General features: G+C 51.9%; 17 protein-coding genes. 12 read left to right on the top strand and 5 right to left on the bottom strand.

Features of this window, described 5'->3' with window-relative positions; genetic code table 11:
* Positions 1-5: 5 nt before the first annotated feature.
* Entirely contained in the window at positions 6-2,126 is a 2,121-nt protein-coding gene (gene pqqU, locus OGV69_RS13760; RefSeq protein WP_069324926.1) for a TonB-dependent receptor PqqU, read from the bottom strand.
* Positions 2,127-2,387: 261 nt separating this feature from the next.
* Between pqqU and yncE the strand changes: the two genes are divergently transcribed.
* On the top strand, positions 2,388-3,449 hold the full coding sequence (gene yncE / locus OGV69_RS13755) for a 7-bladed beta-propeller protein YncE (protein WP_038640696.1): 1,062 nt from the start codon (positions 2,388-2,390) through the stop codon (positions 3,447-3,449).
* 136 nt (positions 3,450-3,585) lie between these two features.
* A complete protein-coding gene (locus OGV69_RS13750; RefSeq protein WP_038640695.1) occupies positions 3,586-3,807 on the top strand; it encodes a YgdI/YgdR family lipoprotein in 222 nt (73 codons plus the stop codon).
* A gap of 41 nt (positions 3,808-3,848) precedes the next feature.
* Here the strand turns inward: OGV69_RS13750 and ansP are convergent, their stop codons facing one another.
* Positions 3,849-5,291, bottom strand: a complete 1,443-nt coding sequence (ansP, locus tag OGV69_RS13745; protein ID WP_038640693.1) for an L-asparagine permease — start codon at positions 5,289-5,291, stop codon at positions 3,849-3,851.
* Between the two features lie 281 nt (positions 5,292-5,572).
* Positions 5,573-7,114: a methyl-accepting chemotaxis protein gene (locus OGV69_RS13740; RefSeq protein WP_227409091.1), complete on the bottom strand. Its 1,542-nt coding sequence runs from the start codon at positions 7,112-7,114 to the stop codon at positions 5,573-5,575.
* 507 nt (positions 7,115-7,621) lie between these two features.
* Between OGV69_RS13740 and OGV69_RS13735 the strand changes: the two genes are divergently transcribed.
* From OGV69_RS13735 to OGV69_RS13705, 8 genes are all read left to right on the top strand, one after another.
* Positions 7,622-8,620 carry an MsnO8 family LLM class oxidoreductase gene (locus OGV69_RS13735; RefSeq protein ID WP_069324923.1) on the top strand — a complete coding sequence of 333 codons (999 nt, stop codon included), beginning with the start codon at positions 7,622-7,624 and terminating at the stop codon, positions 8,618-8,620.
* Entirely contained in the window at positions 8,620-9,741 is a 1,122-nt protein-coding gene (locus OGV69_RS13730) for an amidohydrolase (RefSeq protein WP_038640686.1), read from the top strand. The genes OGV69_RS13735 and OGV69_RS13730 overlap by 1 nt, the downstream gene beginning before the upstream one ends.
* Positions 9,742-9,766: 25 nt before the next feature.
* On the top strand, positions 9,767-11,080 hold the full coding sequence (locus OGV69_RS25345) for an LLM class flavin-dependent oxidoreductase (protein ID WP_069324922.1): 1,314 nt from the start codon (positions 9,767-9,769) through the stop codon (positions 11,078-11,080).
* A gap of 12 nt (positions 11,081-11,092) precedes the next feature.
* Complete coding sequence (locus tag OGV69_RS25340; RefSeq protein ID WP_006684496.1) at positions 11,093-12,025, top strand: ABC transporter substrate-binding protein; 933 nt, start codon at positions 11,093-11,095, stop codon at positions 12,023-12,025.
* 10 nt (positions 12,026-12,035) lie between these two features.
* On the top strand, positions 12,036-12,545 hold the full coding sequence (locus tag OGV69_RS13720) for a GNAT family N-acetyltransferase (protein ID WP_069324921.1): 510 nt from the start codon (positions 12,036-12,038) through the stop codon (positions 12,543-12,545).
* Between the two features lie 9 nt (positions 12,546-12,554).
* Entirely contained in the window at positions 12,555-13,481 is a 927-nt protein-coding gene (locus OGV69_RS13715; RefSeq protein WP_069324920.1) for an amino acid ABC transporter permease, read from the top strand.
* Positions 13,465-14,238, top strand: coding sequence for an amino acid ABC transporter ATP-binding protein (locus tag OGV69_RS13710; protein WP_038640679.1), 774 nt, complete (start codon positions 13,465-13,467; stop codon positions 14,236-14,238). Before OGV69_RS13715 ends, OGV69_RS13710 begins: the two co-directional genes overlap by 17 nt.
* Positions 14,239-14,489: 251 nt before the next feature.
* On the top strand, positions 14,490-14,846 hold the full coding sequence (locus tag OGV69_RS13705; RefSeq protein WP_247672816.1) for a PAAR domain-containing protein: 357 nt from the start codon (positions 14,490-14,492) through the stop codon (positions 14,844-14,846).
* A gap of 20 nt (positions 14,847-14,866) precedes the next feature.
* Here OGV69_RS13705 and OGV69_RS13700 read toward each other — a convergent pair whose 3' ends face one another.
* Complete coding sequence (locus OGV69_RS13700) at positions 14,867-15,856, bottom strand: zinc-dependent alcohol dehydrogenase family protein (RefSeq protein WP_069324919.1); 990 nt, start codon at positions 15,854-15,856, stop codon at positions 14,867-14,869.
* An 89-nt stretch (positions 15,857-15,945) separates the two neighbouring features.
* Positions 15,946-16,875, bottom strand: a complete 930-nt coding sequence (locus OGV69_RS13695; protein ID WP_069324918.1) for a LysR family transcriptional regulator — start codon at positions 16,873-16,875, stop codon at positions 15,946-15,948.
* Positions 16,876-16,986: 111 nt separating this feature from the next.
* On the opposite strand from OGV69_RS13695, the gene OGV69_RS13690 reads away from it, so the two are divergent.
* Together OGV69_RS13690 and pptA are read left to right on the top strand one after the other, a co-directional pair.
* Positions 16,987-17,604, top strand: coding sequence for a glutathione S-transferase family protein (locus OGV69_RS13690; RefSeq protein ID WP_069324917.1), 618 nt, complete (start codon positions 16,987-16,989; stop codon positions 17,602-17,604).
* Between the two features lie 38 nt (positions 17,605-17,642).
* Positions 17,643-17,870, top strand: coding sequence for a tautomerase PptA (pptA, locus tag OGV69_RS13685; RefSeq protein WP_069324916.1), 228 nt, complete (start codon positions 17,643-17,645; stop codon positions 17,868-17,870).
* The last annotated feature ends 32 nt before the right edge of the window (positions 17,871-17,902 follow it).

Below are 17,902 nucleotides of genomic sequence, written 5' to 3'. Positions count from 1 at the left end.
CAGTATCATTCAAAACGCCAGGCCAGATTAATACCCACGCCATAGTTTCGTCCTGGCGCCGGTTCGTAGTATCGGCCATTTGATTCATTCACAATCACCGAACCGACGTAGGTCTTATCAAACAGGTTATCCACCCGGCCAAACAGGTCGATCATAAGGTTGCTGTAATAAAATTTATAGCCGGTATTCAGGCCGACTACGCTATATGACGGGGCTTTCGCCGTATTTTCATCATTAGCCATAATGTCCCCCATATAACGCACATCTGCTCCCGCATACCAGCCTTCATCAGGCACGTAGCCCAGTGAAGCAAATCCCATGTTTTGCGCTATGCCGGGCAGTCGGTTGCCGTTGCAGTTTTGATCGCCGCAGACATTGCTGCGATAGGTTGCATCCAGCCAGGTCCATGCCGCTTTTACGCGCCAGTTTGTGGCAAAGCGTTGGTCCCAGGATAGCTCGCCTCCCTGACGGCGGGTTTTCCCGGCGTTTTTATAGGTCGTACGACCGCCATTGTTACTATCAACGACGATTTCGTCATCCGTGTTGGTCTGGAACAGGGCCGCGGTAAACAGCCCATCGCCGATGCGCGTTTTGCTGCCGATTTCAATGGTGTCATTTGTGGACGGCTGTAAACCAAAATTCATACCGCTTTGGCCATCGGAACGGTAGGAGAGTTCGTTAATTGTCGGCGTTTCAAATCCTCTCCCCGCAGCCAGATAGAGGTTCCAGGCGTCCGTCATCGCATATTTCAACGATCCGGCAGGGAGCCATTGGTGATAGCTGGCGTCCCCGCTGTCATCGCCGTTACCCGGCGTAATGTAGCGATCGTTGGAATCAAACCACACGGAACTGTAACGAACGCCGGCATCCAGCGAAAGCTTCTCCGTCAATTGCCACTGGGTTTGCAGATAGGGATCGAGGTTCCACATCAGGTTACGTTCATTGCGTCGCACGTCGCCTTTCTGACCATACTCAGGCACACCATTATCAAGCCGATAGTTGTTATAGCCTTTACGGTTTTCACTCATGTTTTCATAGTTTATGCCGGTGGTGAAGGTTACCGGGATCCCCAATTCGCCACGGTGAGTCCAACGGTTATCTATCCCCTGATAATGACGTTGCAGAGTGATAACGCCTCCGGCATGGGAGGGTCTTAACTGTGGGGCCATTGGGATCGACTGATACTGGGTGGTTTCGCGCTCCCCCGCATAGGTCATGATGCTGAGATCATCCTGCGCGCTAAGCTGGCGTTCATAGCGCAATCCCGCCTGGGTCTGCTTGATGGTTTTTCGCGTATTGAATTGCTCGGCGCGGGGCGATTGCTGCGGATTGGCATCCCACTCTGACTTCGTCAGGCCTCCGGGATCGTCGGCCTTAATATCCACGCTGTTGAAAATCAGCGTCAGTTTACTCGCGTCATCAATGCGTACGCCCAGTTTGGCATTAGCCAGATTTTTTTGCGCGCTGCTGTGATCGCGATACCCATGGGTAGTAAATCGGGTCGTTGAAACGGTGTAATCCACATCGCCTGGCTGAGTACCATCGCCCAGCGCTCCGGTGGCCTTTAAACCGTATCGCCAGGTGCCAAAACTACCGTAATAGCTGCTGGCTTCAATGGTGGGCGGCTCACGCCCTGTTTCAGTACTGACATTAATCACACCGCCGGAAGCATTGCCATACAGCGCAGAGAAGGGACCCCGCAGGACTTCAATATTTTGTACGCTGCTGATATCGATATTGGATGTTTGGCCTTGCCCATCCGGCATGGTGGCTGGGATTCCGTCTACGTACATACGAATGCCGCGGATGCCATACGTGGTGCGTGAACCAAAACCACGAATCGACAACTGGAGGTCCTGCGCGTAGTTCTGCCGATTTTGCACCTGTAGCCCAGGGACGCTGGTCAGCGATTCGGACAGGTTAATGCGCGGTGTTGCCAGACGCATATCCTCACCGGCAACAACGCTGACGGCGGCAGGGGTATCCAGTTCTGAAACGGATTGTGGCGTCGCGCTAACGATCAGCGTTTGCTCGTTTATCTCACTGTCTGCCGCGGCAAAAGTCGAGAGAAAGACAGGCAGTAATGAAACAGGAAAGACAGTATAGCGGGCTGAAAAAATCGTCATGAATAAGGCCAGTTTATGATGCTGACGCCGGAAAACGGACGGTAAGCATGTGAATTTTTTTATAAAAAAGATGAATTTTAACTCTACTGAATTGCGGTAATTTTTCGGGCAATGAAAACGAGTGTAGTCAATATGTGAAGAAGTGCTCCACTTTGCGATGAATAATGATTACTATTCTCATTCTTAAAAAGGCAAAACCATGATTTTGCTCATTGAAGCTATGTGAAGCAGTAACAAACGAATTTATCAAAGGGAGTCGTCATGTCTTTACGTCATCTGTTTTCGCCGCGCCTGCGTGGTTCTTTACTGTTAGGTTCACTGCTCGTGGCATCATCTTTTACGACACAGGCTGCGGAAGAATTGCTGCGCAAAGCCGTGGGCAAAGGTGCCTATGAAATGGCATACAGCCAGCAAGAGAACGCGCTGTGGCTGGCGACCTCACAGAGCCGCAAACTGGATACCGGGGGCGTGGTTTACCGTCTTGACCCGGTGACGCTCGAAGTGACTCAGGTTATCCATAACGATCTCAAACCGTTTGGCGCCACCATCAATAACACCACGCAAACGCTGTGGTTTGGTAATACGGTAAACAGCGCGGTGACGGCGATGGATGCCAAAACAGGCGCGGTGAAAGGGCGCCTGGTGCTGGATGCGCGTAAGCGTTCTGAAGATGTGCGCCCGCTGCAGCCGCGTGAGCTGGTCGCCGATGATGCGACCAACACGGTCTACATTAGCGGTATTGGTAAAGAGAGCGTAATTTGGGTCGTGGACGGTGAGACGATCAAACTTCAGGACACAATCCAAAATACTGGCAAAATGAGCACCGCTCTGGCTGTCGACAGCAAGGCTAAACGCCTGTACACCGCCAATGCGGACGGCGAATTTATCACTATCGATACCACCAATAACAAAATTCTCAGCCGTAAAAAGCTGTTGGATGATGGAAAAGAGCACTTCTTTATCAACCTGAGTCTTGACACGGCGGGTAACCGCGCATTTGTTACCGACTCTAAGGCTGCGGAAGTGCTGGTTATTGACACCCGCAACGGCAATGTACTGGCGAAAGTCGCCGCGCCGGAATCCCTGGCCGTGCTGTTCAACCCGGCGCGCAACGAGGCCTATGTGACCCATCGTCAGGCCGGTAAAGTAAGCGTGATCGACGCGAAAAGCTACAAAGTTGTCAAAACGTTCGAGACTCCAACATTCCCGAACAGCCTGGCGCTCTCCGCCGACGGTAAAACGCTGTACGTTAGCGTGAAACAGAAATCTACCCGCGAGCAGGAAGCTACTCAGCCGGACGATGTGATTCGTATTGCGCTGTAATTAACCGGAGGGGGAAACCCCTCCTGTCATTTCTCTAAACCTCACGATACGCCTCGTTACACCCCGCCAGTAGCCTGACTAACTTCAGGGACTTACACTACGCCCTCAACGGCTAACTGAATAACACGGGAATACCATGAAAAAGCCATTTATGTGTCTTTGTGCAGGCGTCATGCTGTTTACGCTGGCAGGTTGCACAACCAATTACGTTATGACGACCAAAAGCGGACAAACGATTACCACCCAGGGCAAGCCAAAGCTGGATAAAGACACGGGAATGACCAGCTATACCGATCAGGATGGGAATGCGCGGGAAATTAATAGCAACGATGTTGCGCAGCTCATTGAAGCAGACTAAAAAAGAAGGCCTGAAGGGGTAACCTGTCAGGCCTTTTATCCTTACGGCGCGGTGCGGTGGATTTCCGCTACGCGTTTACGCACGCCGAACCAGCCCGCAACCAGCAGGATGGCGATTAACGGTAATGATGCGATGGTATAAGTGCCGTTTGGATAATCAAACGCCATCAGCACCAGCACGCTCAGCAGGAACAGCAACGTGAGCCATGAGGTAAACGGCGCACCCGGCAGTTTAAAACTGACGTCTGCGGTTTTACCTTCTTTAATCGCCCGGCGCAGACGCATCTGACAAACCATGATAAATCCCCACGACGCAATGATGCCCAGCGAGGCGAAATTAAGCACGATCTCAAACACCTGCGACGGCACCAGATAGTTCAGGAATACCCCTACAACATACACGACCAGTGTGGCGAGGATCCCGGCCCATGGCACCTGTTGGCGGCTCATTTTAGCCATAAATTTTGGCGCGGAACCGCCCATCGACATGGAACGTAAAATACGCCCGGTGCAGTACAGGCCGGAGTTCAGACTGGAAAGCGCCGCGGTGAGCACCACAATATTCATGATGCTGCCGATATACGGCACGCCAAGTTTGGAGAAGAAGGTGACAAACGGGCTTTGCCCCGCCTGGTAGGCATTCCAGGGCAGAAGCAGAACCAGCAGGACCACCGAACCCACGTAAAACAGACCGATACGCCAGATAACGCTATTGATCGCTTTCGGCACCATCGTTTGCGGATCTTTGCACTCACCCGCGGCAGTACCGACCAGTTCGATGGAGGCAAACGCGAAGACGACCCCCTGAACCAGTACCAGCGCTGGCAGCAGGCCATGCGGGAAAAATCCGCCATTGTCGGTTATCAGGTGAAAACCCGTGGCGTTGCCATCCAGCGGTTTTCCGCTACCTAAGAAAACGGTACCCACAACCAGGAAAATCACAATCGCCAGCACTTTGACCAGCGCAAACCAAAACTCCATCTCTGCGAACCACTTCACGCCGATCATGTTCATGGTGCCGACAATGGCCAGCGCCCCGAGGGCGAACACCCACTGCGGCACGTCGCCAAATGCGCCCCAGTAATGCATATACAGCGCAACTGCGGTGATATCGACAATACCGGTCATCGCCCAGTTGATGAAATACATCCAGCCCGCCACATAGGCGGCTTTCTCACCTAAAAATTCGCGGGCGTAGGAGACAAAGCTACCGCTGGAAGGGCGGTGCAAAACCAGTTCGCCAAGCGCGCGAAGAATAAAGAACGAAAAAATACCGCACACCAGATAGACCAGCGCCAAAGCGGGGCCAGCCATCTGCAACCGTGCGCCTGCCCCTAAAAACAATCCGGTACCAATCGCGCCGCCAATGGCGATCATTTGTACCTGTCGATTGCCCATCGCCTTGTGATACCCCTCTTCGTGAGCATTCAACCAGCGTCGTTTCGCCGCATGTTGTTCCGCGGCTTGCGTGTTGTGTGTGTTCATTACGTTTCCTGTTGACCTGACTGATTTACAAAATCCTTTTTGCCGCACCTGCTGCGGCGAAAACAGCGTTACCCTTCATTGTGTTACGGGGGAAAACTGCCGGCCGAGCATCCTACATTCAATTGTTCACTTGCGCAAAGCCCCGATAACAAGAATTCAGCATTTTTGTGCAGCCGGAACTGGCGCGGTGTGGCCTCGATTCAGCCAATAAAATAAAGGGGCGTTTTAACCAGGGAGAGGAGTGCGCTTATTAAGACATTCGCCCGATAAGCGCCGTAACGTTATGCTGATACGCCAAAGACCTGAACGGCCTGCTGTAAGCGTGATGATCGCTGGGTCAGATCGGCGGTAGCATCAGTAACACGTTCCACCATTTCGGCGTTATTGTGTGTCATGGCGCCCACGCGTGAAATTGAATCGTTAATCAGATCCAGCGCCTGGGTTTGCTCTCGCGTGGCCAGACTAATCTCTTTGATCATCATCGACATCTGTAGGACATCACCAATCATCCCGGTGAGATGCGTTTCCGTTCGCTCCACCATTTTGACGCCGCTGTTAACGTTGGCGACGTTCTTCTCGATCAACTGTTTGATCTCTTTTGCCGCCGACGCCGAGTGCTGCGCCAGATTGCGAACTTCTGCTGCGACAACGGCGAAGCCGCGCCCGGATTCTCCGGCTCGCGCGGCCTCAACCGCGGCATTGAGCGCCAGGATATTGGTCTGAAAGGCAATGCTATCGATAACGCCAATGATGTCGACTATCTGTCCGTTATCACGCGAGATTGCCTGCATCATGGCAATGGTTTGTTTCATGATATCGCCGCCTGCTGCCGCGTTGGCGCTGGTTTTATCTGCCATGGTCATGGTCTGCGCCGCCGTTTCAGCGGTTTGCTGTACCGCACTGCCAATTTCTTCGATGGCGGCAGCCGTTTGTTGCAGGTCAGCGGAGGTTTCTTCTGAACGCTTGTGCAACGCAGTACCTTCTTTTGATACCCGCTGACTGATGGCGCGAATACCGGATATTTGCGTACTGACGTCATCGACCAGTGAATTCAGATTAAGCCCGGATTGATTAACCAGACGCATCAACATTCCTATTTCATCGACCCTGTTTAAATGACAGTTATCGGCTTTACGACCAGACACCACTTTCTTCATTTGCGTCAGTATCGTATTAACTGGCTGACAAATTTGATACTTAAGGTAAATAGCCAGTGCCAGAAACAGCATCAACAGCCCACCCGCCTGAATAATAGAATTCACAGGGGATAAGATAAATAACAACGCCAGCAGGGCAGTTACCCCTAAACTATAATTGACGCGCTGGCTAATACTCAGCCATTTAAACATTGAAACCCATGCCATTATGCCGCGACGAATGATAATACCTTTAAACAGACGAAAGCCTTTAAGCTGCTGACTATTTATTTTTTGATATAAGTTTTCACTTTGGGTTATTTCATCGCGCGAAGGAACAGTGCGTACCGAGATGTAACCAGTGAGTTTTTCATTGTGCCAGACCGGCGTCACGTTGGCCCGCACCCAGTAATGATCGCCATTCTGCCGCCGGTTTTTCACCATTCCCGTCCAACTGTCCCCCTGCTGTAGCGTGTACCACATATCGGCGAAAGCGGCAGAGGGCATATCAGGGTGGCGAATAATATTATGCGGCTCGCCCATTAACTGGTGTTCGCTGAATCCGCTGGCGTCAATAAAAGCAGAGTTGGCGTAGGTAATATGACTTTCTTTATCTGTTGTCGAAAGCAGCGTCGCTTTATCGTTAAGTGCGTACTCAATTTGTGTAACAGGCATGTTACTTTTCATAGAGGCCCCAGGTGGTATGTATAAGCCATAAAAAATCCCCGCAATAAAGCCAGGGGATATTAAAAACTGTTTAAACCATTTTAATAAGAAACGCTGTATTCTCTACTAATCATGATTTCGGTGGAAGTAGTTATAATAAAAATCCCAACGTATAAAAGTTGTTAATTGTCATGAAAGTGAAACATCTAATACAAATATATAACGTGGCAAGCTATTTAATCTGACTTAATGTAAATCACGCTAAAAAAATCCCCATAAAAAGCACACTGGCAGAAAGGATAAGGAGGGTATTACGGTAGTAACAACAACCCTATTATATTTTGTAGGTAATACGTGCAGGCTGTTTTTGCGGCGTGTTTCGCCCGTGAGAGATAAGCCGAATCTTATCCCTGACAGCAACAGGGCTGGTTATCTACTTTTTTGCTGAGCAAATGTGAATTAAGTGTTTCATTATGGTTATTTGATAATTTAATAATAAAGACATGTTAACAAATATGGGCCTGTAACATGTCATATCGCCTGAGTATTCTGGATAAAAGCCCCGTTGGGGAAGGAGAAACTGCCGTGATGGCGCTTGCCCGGACCTTGCGTCTGGCGCAACTGGCAGAAGAGTGGGGATACCATCGTTTCTGGATCGCGGAACACCATAATACACCACAGCTGGCCAGCCCGTCGCCGGAGCTGGTGATCGCCTGGATCCTTGGGCAAACCCAGCGTATCCGCGTCGGTTCCGGCGGCGTGATGCTGCAGCATTACAGCCCGTACAAAGTGGCGGAAAACTTTAATCTTTTGGCATCGTTGGCCCCCGGACGTGTCGATCTTGGCGTCGGAAAAGCGCCTGGCGGCTTACCCCTGTCGACTCAGGCGTTACAGCTGGGACTTCATCAGGATGAAAAAGGCAGTTTTGCTGACCAACTTTCTCAGCTTAACGGTTGGCTGGCGCTGAACGGCACGGAAAGCGGGGAAACGGTTTTCCCGACGCCAATCCCACCGCGACCGCCAGAAGGGTTTGTGCTGGGAGCCAGTGTACAAAGCGCTCAGCTGGCAGCGCAATCCGACTGGAATTTCATCTTCGCGGCACACCTCAACGGTGACAGAGCGTTATTGCGTGACGTTTTGTCCTTCTGGCAGACCCACAGCACACGCCCGACGATAGTCGCCGTCCAGGTGATTGTGGCTGACAGTAACGACACCGCCGCGCAGCTTGCGGAAAACGTGCAGATCTGGGGCGTGGAACTCGAAAATGGCCAACGCATCACGGTTGCCAGCGAAGAGCAAGCGCTGGCATTCGCTGCGCAGGCTGGCAGTCCGCCCCGCAAAATCGCGCGTCGTGAACAGGCCTTGTTACACGGTACTGCCCACGACGTGTTGGCAAAACTGAATGCCCTGCATACGCAATTTGGCATTAATGAGTTCATTATCGACACGCCAGTGGCAGAGGGGCACGCGCGTCTGACGTCGCTACGGTTGTTGGCACAAGCCCATAACGCCGTGGAGGTGGTCTGATGACACTGGCGACAACGCTTATCAACTGGCGTCGTGAATTGCATCAACACCCGGAACTTTCCCTGCAGGAAGTGGCGACGACGGCGCGTATTCGCGACTGGTTGCGCAGTGCTGATGTCCAGATTCTGCCATTCAACCTGAAAACCGGTCTGGTCGCGGAAATTGGTCAGGGAGAAGAGATCATCGCCTTGCGGGCGGACATTGATGCCTTGCCGATAGAAGAAAGCGCCGATGTTCCGTTTCGCTCACTCACGCCGGGGGTGATGCACGCCTGCGGGCACGATATTCACACCAGCGTCATGCTTGGCGCCGCGCTGCTGCTTAAGCAGCAGGAAGCAGACTTACCGGGGCGAGTACGTATTTTGTTTCAGCCCGCGGAAGAGAGTTTTGGCGGCGCCAAAACACTGATTCGCGCCGGTGCACTGCAAAACGTCGCGGCTATTTTTGGCATGCACAATGAACCGGGTTTGCCGGTAGGGGAGTTCGCCACGCGCGGCGGTGCATTCTATGCCAATGTTGATCGCTTTGTGTTACGTATCAATGGCAAAGGCGCACATGCGGCGCGTCCGCATGAAGGCAAAGACGCCATCCTGCTCGCCAGCCAACTGGTAACAGTATTGCAAAGCGTTGCCAGTCGCGACGTTAACACCCTGGATTCAGTGGTGCTCAGCGTGACCCGTATTCAGGGAGGAAACACATGGAACGTGCTGCCAGAGTCCGTAGAGCTGGAAGGGACGCTCAGAACGCATCGCATTGAGGTGCAGCAGCAGGTCAAAGCCCGGGTAAATGACATCGCCGCCGGATTTGCCCACGCTTTTGGCGCACAAATTGATGTTATCTGGCATGCGGGACCGACCGCGCTGGTGAACGATGATCGTTGGGCGGATATCGCCACCGCCGTGGCGAAACAATCAGGCTACGCTACCCACTATGCCGACCTGCATATGGGCGGGGAGGATTTTGCCGTCTACCTGCAAAATACGCCTGGAGCGTTCGTCAGTATTGGTAGCGCCAGCGAATACGGATTACATCATCCGGGATTTAATCCGGATGAACGTTTAATAGAACCCGCCGCGCACTACTTTGCTCATTTAGCAAAGACGGCATTTGCACACATTTAATTTTACCTGTTGGGTAGGGGTTATTATGGCTGAAAATCGGCAACTACGGCTCGGCACTATTCTGCATGGCGCATCGGGAAATATGTCTGCATGGCGTCATCCGGCGGCGCAGGCCGATGCCAGTATTAATTTTGACTTTGTTAAAGAAACAGCGCTTATTGCGGAAAAAGGGAAGTTGGATTTTATTTTTGTCGCCGATGGTCTGTATATTAATGAAAAATCAATTCCACATTTTTTAAATCGCTTTGAGCCGCTGACGGTATTATCTGCGCTGGCCAGCATCACCCGCAATCTGGGACTGGTTGGCACCGTCTCCACGTCATACAGCGAGCCCTTTACCACCGCCCGGCAGTTTGCCAGCCTCGACCATCTCAGCCAGGGCCGTGCCGGATGGAACGTGGTGACGTCGCCTCTGGAAGGGTCGGCAAAAAACTATTCCCGCGCCCAGCATCCAGAGCATGCCCAGCGTTATCGTATTGCCGATGAATATTTACAGGTAGTGAAAGGACTGTGGGATTCCTGGGAAGATGATGCTTTTACCCGTAATAAGGCAAGCGGAGAATTTTTTAATCCGCAAAAATTGCATACGCTTAACCATCATGGGGATTATTTTCAGGTTGCCGGGCCGTTAAATATCGGGCGAACACCACAAGGCCGTCCAATTATATTTCAGGCTGGGGCTTCATCCGATGGCAAGAAATTAGCGGCGCAGCATGCTGATGCCATTTTTACTCATCAGGCGTCGCTGGCGGAGGCTAAAGCGTTCTATCAGGATGTAAAAAGCCAATTAGCAACCACCGGGCGCGGTTCCGAACAACTGCATATATTCCAGGGCGTCAGCATCATTGTTGGCGACAGTGCAGAGGACGTAGAGCAGCAGTATCAGACTACCGCTGCGCTGGTTTCCATTACTGACGCACTGAACTACCTTGGCCGCTACTTCGAACATCATGATTTTGCCCAATATCCGCTGGACGCACCGTTCCCGGATCTGGGTTCCCTCGGACAAAATAGCTTTCGCAGCACGACCGATGAGATCAAGCGTAATGCGCGCGAACGGGGGTTAACGCTACGTCAGGTTGCCCTGGAAGCCGCCAGCCCGCGTCCGCGTTTTAGCGGCACGCCGCAGCAGGTAGCCGACGGCCTTCAACAGTGGTTCGACGAGAAAGCGGCTGACGGTTTTATCATTCAGGGAGGAACGCCGGATACCTTCCCACGTTTTGTCGAACAGGTTATCCCCGTGCTTCAGGCTCGTGGCCTGTTCCGCCATGAATATCCCGGTACGACCCTGCGTGCAAGCCTGGGATTAGCGACACCTGCAAATCAATTCACACAATAAGAGAAAAGCGCTATGCAGAAAAAATCAGTGTTCCTCGCGCTGTCGCTGGCTTTCAGCGCGACCGTCTGGGCAAATGACGTGACTATTAACGGCACGGGCGTAAGCCTGGAAGCCAATAAAACGCCGATTAATACGGCAAAAAATCCGCAGGCGATTGCGCAATTACCTGCGAACCTGCACCTGGCCGTACCGGGCAAATTCACCGTGGCGATTGCCGGGCTCAGTCAGCCGCCGCTGACTGTGTTTGCCGATGACAATAAAACACTGATCGGCAGCGAGGCGGACATTGCCCGTCTGGTGGCAGACAGTCTGGGGCTGGAACTCAACGTTGTGCCCACATCATGGGAAGACTGGCCGCTGGGCGTCACCTCCGGCAAATATGATGCCGCGATCAGCAATATTACCGTCACAAAAGCGCGCAAAGAGAAATTCGATTTCGCGACCTATCGTAAGGACTCCCTGGGCTTTTATGTCAAAACCGGCAGCAAGCTGAAGAAAATCGAGCAGGCGGAAGATATCGCCGGTCTGCGCATTATCGTCGGTTCGGGGACGAACCAGGAAGCCATCCTGCTGGCCTGGAACGATGAAAACGTGAAGAAAGGGTTACAGCCGTTTACGCCAGTGTATACCAAAGACGATGCCGCCCAGACTCTGGCCCTGCAGTCAGGTCGCGCTGATGCCTACTTCGGTCCTAACGTTATTGGCGCGTGGAAAGCCGCGCTCAACGGTAAAACACAATTGGTGGGTAGCGTTGATGGCGGTTGGCCAAAAGCGGCACATATCGCCGTGACGCTGAAAAAGGACAGCGGTTTGGTTCTGCCTGTGCAAACCGCCCTCAACGGCGTGATTGGCAACGGCGACTACGACAAGGTACTGAACCGTTGGGGGGAAGGGGTGGAACGCATTCCGCAATCTGAGATCAACCCAGCCGGGTTAGGCGACTAAGGAGGTTATCGTGAGCGATCAATTTCGCGTGGTCTCACCTGAAGCCAGCGAGCTGCAACCCATTTTGAACGGTCTGTTTGGTGAATATGCCGCCCGCTATGGCGATTATTTTTCTCGCGACGCAGAGGTGGAACTGACCGAATGGTATCTGGCGCCGCAGGGGCTATTCGTAGTACTGGAACGTAACGGTGAGATCATCGCCACCGGGGCCTACAAACCTTACGACAAAGATACCGCCGAGATTAAGCGTATCTGGACGAAAAGTAGCCTGCGACAGCAGGGGCTGGCGGCGCGCGTAGTGCAGGAGCTGGAGCGTAGGGCGCTACTCGCGGGCTACAGCCGGATTTATCTGACCACAGGATTTCGCCAGCCGGAGGCCGTCCGGCTGTATTTAAGTCAGGGCTACGATCCGCAGTTTGATACGGAGCGCGATCCCGAAGAGTACAGCCAGCCGCCGTTTGATGGACGACTGCGCTTTACTAAACTGTTGACCATCGCCGGTCAGGCCAGAATAGCCTGAGGAGATAAAATGAAAACGACTGATAGCATTAAAGTCGTACCGGCGCGCTATCCCATGCGTACCGTCGGAGCGATCATTGCTTTGTTTGTTCTGGCGGTGATTATCCAGTCCGTGGCGTTTAACCCGCGCTGGGAATGGGGCGTGTTTGCCCGCTGGTTCTTCGATCCGGTTATCTTGTCCGGTCTTGGGCAAACATTGTTGCTGACGCTTATCGGTACGCTGTTGAGTATTCTCATCGGCGGTCTGCTGGCGCTGGCGCGACTTTCATCTTCCTGGCTGCTGAACGGTCTGGCATGGGGATACATCTGGCTGTTTCGCTCGTTACCGCTGATTGTCGTGTTAATCGTTCTGTACAACTTCTCCTATCTGTACGACACGTTGACGATTGGTATTCCGTTTACTCCCATTCAGTGGGGCAGTTTTGAGACCATCAATGTACTCGGCCAGTTTTCCACTGCGGTAGTCGGCCTGACGCTGGTGCAAAGCGCCTATACCGCTGAAATTATTCGTGGTGGATTTTTGGGGGTTGATCACGGTCAGTACGAGGCTGCTGCGGCGCTGGGCTTACCGGCATGGCGACGTACGCTGCGAATTATCCTGCCGCAGGCGCTGCGCACTATTTTGCCTGCCGGGTTCAATGAAATCATCAGTCTGGCGAAAGGGACGGCGATGGTATACGTGCTGGCCATGCCTGAGTTGTTCTACACCATCCAGATGATCTACAACCGCACGCAGGAGGTGATCCCGCTGCTGATGGTCGGCGCAGTGTGGTATCTGGTGATCACCAGCGTCCTGTCGTTAATTCAGCACCTGGTCGAACGCGCGCTGGCACGTAGCGAACGACGTTCAGCGATCAATACCGCCCGGGTGAGTCGTGCAGAAAAACGCAGTCGTCAACGTCCACAGCAGGAGGCCGCCCATGTCCCACTCGCCTGAAGGCCATATTTCTATTACCGGCGTCAGCAAATACTTCGGTCGCCACAAAGCGCTGGATAATGTGTCGCTGGAGATCCCACCCGGTACGGTAACCGTTATTCTTGGCCCATCCGGCTCCGGGAAATCCACTCTGTTGCGGACTATCAACCATCTGGAGCGCGTCGATGAAGGTTTTATTCAAATTGATGGCGATTACATTGGCTATCGTCGGCAGGGAGATAAGCTGTATGAGCTGAAAGAGGCGGAAATTTTGCGTCAGCGCGTTAACGTCGGCTATGTGTTCCAGAACTTTAACCTGTTCCCGCACTTAACGGTGTTGGAGAATTTGATTGAAGCGCCCATTGCGCACGGTCTGGCAACACGTAAAGCCGCTACCGAGCGGGCATTAACCCTGCTTGATGCGGTAGGACTGCGTAATAAAGCCGATGCCTGGTCGCGTCACTTATCCGGCGGACAGCAACAACGTATCGCCATTGCCCGTGCACTGGCATTAAATCCGCGTGTCATGCTGTTTGATGAACCCACATCAGCGCTTGATCCCGAACTGGTGGGCGAAGTGCTGGATGTTATCAAAGCGCTGGCGCAGTCGGGAACCACGCTGGTTGTAGTAACGCACGAGATTGGCTTCGCCCGGGAAGTGGCGGATCAGGTGGTGTTTATGGTCGATGGCAAAATTGTCGAGCAGGGCAGCAGCGAGCAGGTGCTGAATCATCCACGCCACACGCGTACCCAGCAGTTTTTGTCGAAAGTGCTTTGAGTACTGCGTCCAAAGAGTGAAATTATCAAGAAAATATGAACGTCCGTTAATCCTAAATTAGTCTTCCTTTTGAGTAACAATATTAGTGACTAATTATCAAAAAATCACTTTATTATCAGTTGAATAATGACTTGGATCTGGAATATATCACCCTTAGTAAAGTTGTGAGCAAGCATAGTAAAACTTTGCTTAAATCATGTGTTATGTATCATGCCATTGAGTATTACCACTTTTTAACTAAGGAATTGAAAATGGTAAGAGCACTGGCCTGTCTCGGCGATAAAACAAGTTATGGAAAAATTATTACTGCTTCTGCATCCTGGTATGATGGTGATAGAGCTTTTGCCCAAACCGGTGACAGGGCAATTTGTCGGAAATGCAATGGACATTTTCCAATTTTCGCTTCTGCAGTGGACTGGATGGAAAATGGTAAAGCATATGTAGCTACTGGCGACAGGGTGTTGTGTGGCTGCTCCAATCACTATGTTTTTGGTACAGCCACACAATATACCAGCAGTGGCGCGGGTACTTTAAACACCCGCGACACCAGTCAATTATCGATAATGATGCAGAACTCACAGGATGTCAGCAGCAGAAACGTGCTTTGAGACACATTGCCGCACAGGGGTTATACAGTGACGACGATTTTGCCTACCTGACCGTTGGCTTCCATGTATTGATGTGCCTCGACGATATCATCAAAGGCGAAGGTTTTATCAATCAGCGGCTTGAGCTGCCCGGACTGCAATCCTTCAAAGATAAACCGTTTCGCTCGCGAAAGTTTTTCTGCGTCCGAGGTGATTTCAAAAATTTCATAACCACGGAAAGTCAAATGGCGACCGAGGATCTCAATGACCGGTATAGAAAGGTCGCGTGCATCAAGCGAGCCATATTGGAAAAAGATCCCACCGGCTGGCATCACCTGGGCAATTTTTGCCACTCCCGGGCCACCGACCGGATCGAAGACCACACGGGTTCCTTTGCCATCAGTAATGCGTGAGATCTCAGTGACAAGATCTTGCTCATGACTGGCGATAACATCTGCTGCCCCAAGCTGCAAAAGCTGGCTTCGCTTCTCGCTGGTTCGTGTCATCGCAATAGGCTTTGCGCCGAGCATATTAGCAATCTGAATTGCCGCCAGTCCCACGCTACTGGAAGCAGCATTGATCAGCACATTATCTCCAGGTTTAATATCCGCATATTCAACCAGTGCACCGAATGCAGTCACATACATCATCCAACTGGCGGCGGCTTCGGCAAAGCTGAGGTTTTGCGGATGTTTTACGACCGCGTGTGCCGGGGCATTAACGACTTCTCCATACATACCATATTGATGAAAGCTGAAAGCCGGAATGACGCTAACGTAATCCCCTGGTGCAAACTCACCTACGTTGTCTCCTACGGATTCAACGACTCCGGCAGCTTCATAACCCAACCGTGCCGGGAAATTAGGTTGGTAAATATACTGGCCTGTGCGGTACATAATCTCCGCACGGTTGATACCAATTGCCCGTACGCGGATCTGAACCTCATTTGCATCAGGCGCGGGAACCTGCATGTCCTGAATCTTCAAGACGTCAGCGTCACCAATTTGATTAAAAACTACGACCTTAGACATAGCAGACCTCAGTAAATTGTTCTGTATTGGGTCCGCACAATTTAACGATTCAGATGAGAGTGAAAAACCGCAGTTGCGGAACTTCACTATTACTCATTTCGTAACAATCCCTGAAGCCGCGGTTTTTGTTGGCTAAAAAGTTCGCACAGCCAGTCAATGAATACCCGTACGCGAGGAGTGAGGTGACGTCTGTCGGGGTAAAGCACAGAAACCGGTTTTGATTCTCCGGCGTAATCGGCCAGCACCTCAACGAGCTGACCCGACTGGAGGTAGGGGGCCAGCACGGCATGAACACCACGTATGATGCCGAGTCCAGATAAACAGCCGGTCAGCAATATATCGGAGTTATCAACGCTTATCCGCCCGGTGGGCGTGAACGATAAAGTTTTACCTCCGCTAATGAAGGACCACTCCAGCGCTTCCCGGTGACGCTCGCTAAAAAAGTTAAGCGCCTGGTGTCGGGATAAATCCTCTGGCGTCTGTGGTACGCCATGTTGTTGCAAATAATCCGGTGACGCGCAGGTCACCATCTTTACTTCACCAAGTCGCCTGGATATCAGGGAAGAGTCTTGTAATTCGCCGATACGGATCATGCAGTCGATACCTTCGGCAAGCATATCGATTTTACGGTCGGTGGAGGTGAGTACCATCTCGATGTCAGGATATCGCGACTGGAAATCTTTCAGCGCAGGAACTAACACGGAATGCGCCAGCGACAGAGGGGCATTAACCCTGAGTTTTCCGCGTGGCGGGCGGGTTGGAGAGAAAGAGGCCATGATGTCATCAACGTCGCCAAGCAGTATTTTTGTGCGTTGGTAAAAAGCGTCACCTTCATCGGTCAGCGTCACTTTACGGGTTGTGCGGTTAAGCAACTTTGCCCCCAGTTCGTCTTCAAGATGCTGGATGGCTTTGGTCACTGCGGGGCGATGCAGGTGTAATACGTCTGCTGCTCTGGCAAATCCACCTTGCTCAACAACCTGTATAAAAATGGTCATATATTCAAACATACTGGAACGCATCGCTTATTTCTCCCGATATCCGATCATTGTTATTATGAGAGTAATAATCATGCCTGCATAGGTTATTGAATGCTGCTCTACACTTAGTGTTTTAACGTTGAGGGTTACAGCATGATTAAGGTCTATGGGGTGCCGGGCTGGGGATCGGCCATCAGTGAAGTGATGCTCACACTGACGGAGATCCCTTACAGTTTTATTAATGTCGACGGTTTTGACAGCGATGGTCCTTCGCGGGAGTTGCTTAAGACAATGAATCCGCTATGCCAGGTGCCCACACTGGTACTGGAAAATGGCGAAGTCATGACGGAAACAGCGGCGATCGCCCTGATGATCCTCGATCGTTGTCCCGAGCTTTCGCCCTCCGTTGGGCGCAGCGAGCGTCAGCAGTTCCAGCGTCTGTTGATATGGCTGGTGGCAAATGTCTATCCCACATTTACCTATGCCGATTATCCTGAACGCTGGGTGCCGGATGCTCCGACGCAATTGAAAAAAAATTGTATTGAGTACCGAAAATCTCTCTATATGTGGTTGAATGACCAGCTAAGCGCCGAGCCGTACGCGTTCGGAGAGCAGCTAACCTTGCTGGACGTCTATATTTGTGTGATGCGTAGCTGGGGGCCGGGACATGACTGGTTCCAGGACAACACGCCGAATATTAGCGCTATCGCTGATGCGGTTTGCCAGCACCCACGGCTACGTTCCGTGCTGAAAAACAATAAGATTATTTGAGAAAATACACTTCTGACCAAAACAATAAGGAACCTGCTATGCCGCACGTTGATATTAAATGTTTTCCCCGCGATCTGAGCGACGAGCAAAAATCCGCGCTGGCGGCGGATATTACCGACGTCATTATTCGTCATTTGCAAAGCAAAGACAGCTCGGTAAGCGTGGCGCTGAATCAAGTTGAGCCAGAGGCGTGGCAGGGCGTGTGGGATGCGGAGATTAAGCCGCAGATGGCAACGTTAATTAAAAAACCTGGCTACAGCATGTGAGATAAAACGGGCGAATTTTCCGCCCGTTTTCA

Source organism: Citrobacter sp. Cc139, from assembly GCF_030334645.1.
GTDB lineage: Bacteria > Pseudomonadota > Gammaproteobacteria > Enterobacterales > Enterobacteriaceae > Citrobacter > Citrobacter werkmanii.
The sequence above is the reverse complement of the archived record's forward strand: the minus strand, read 5'-3'. Positions and strand labels throughout refer to the sequence as shown.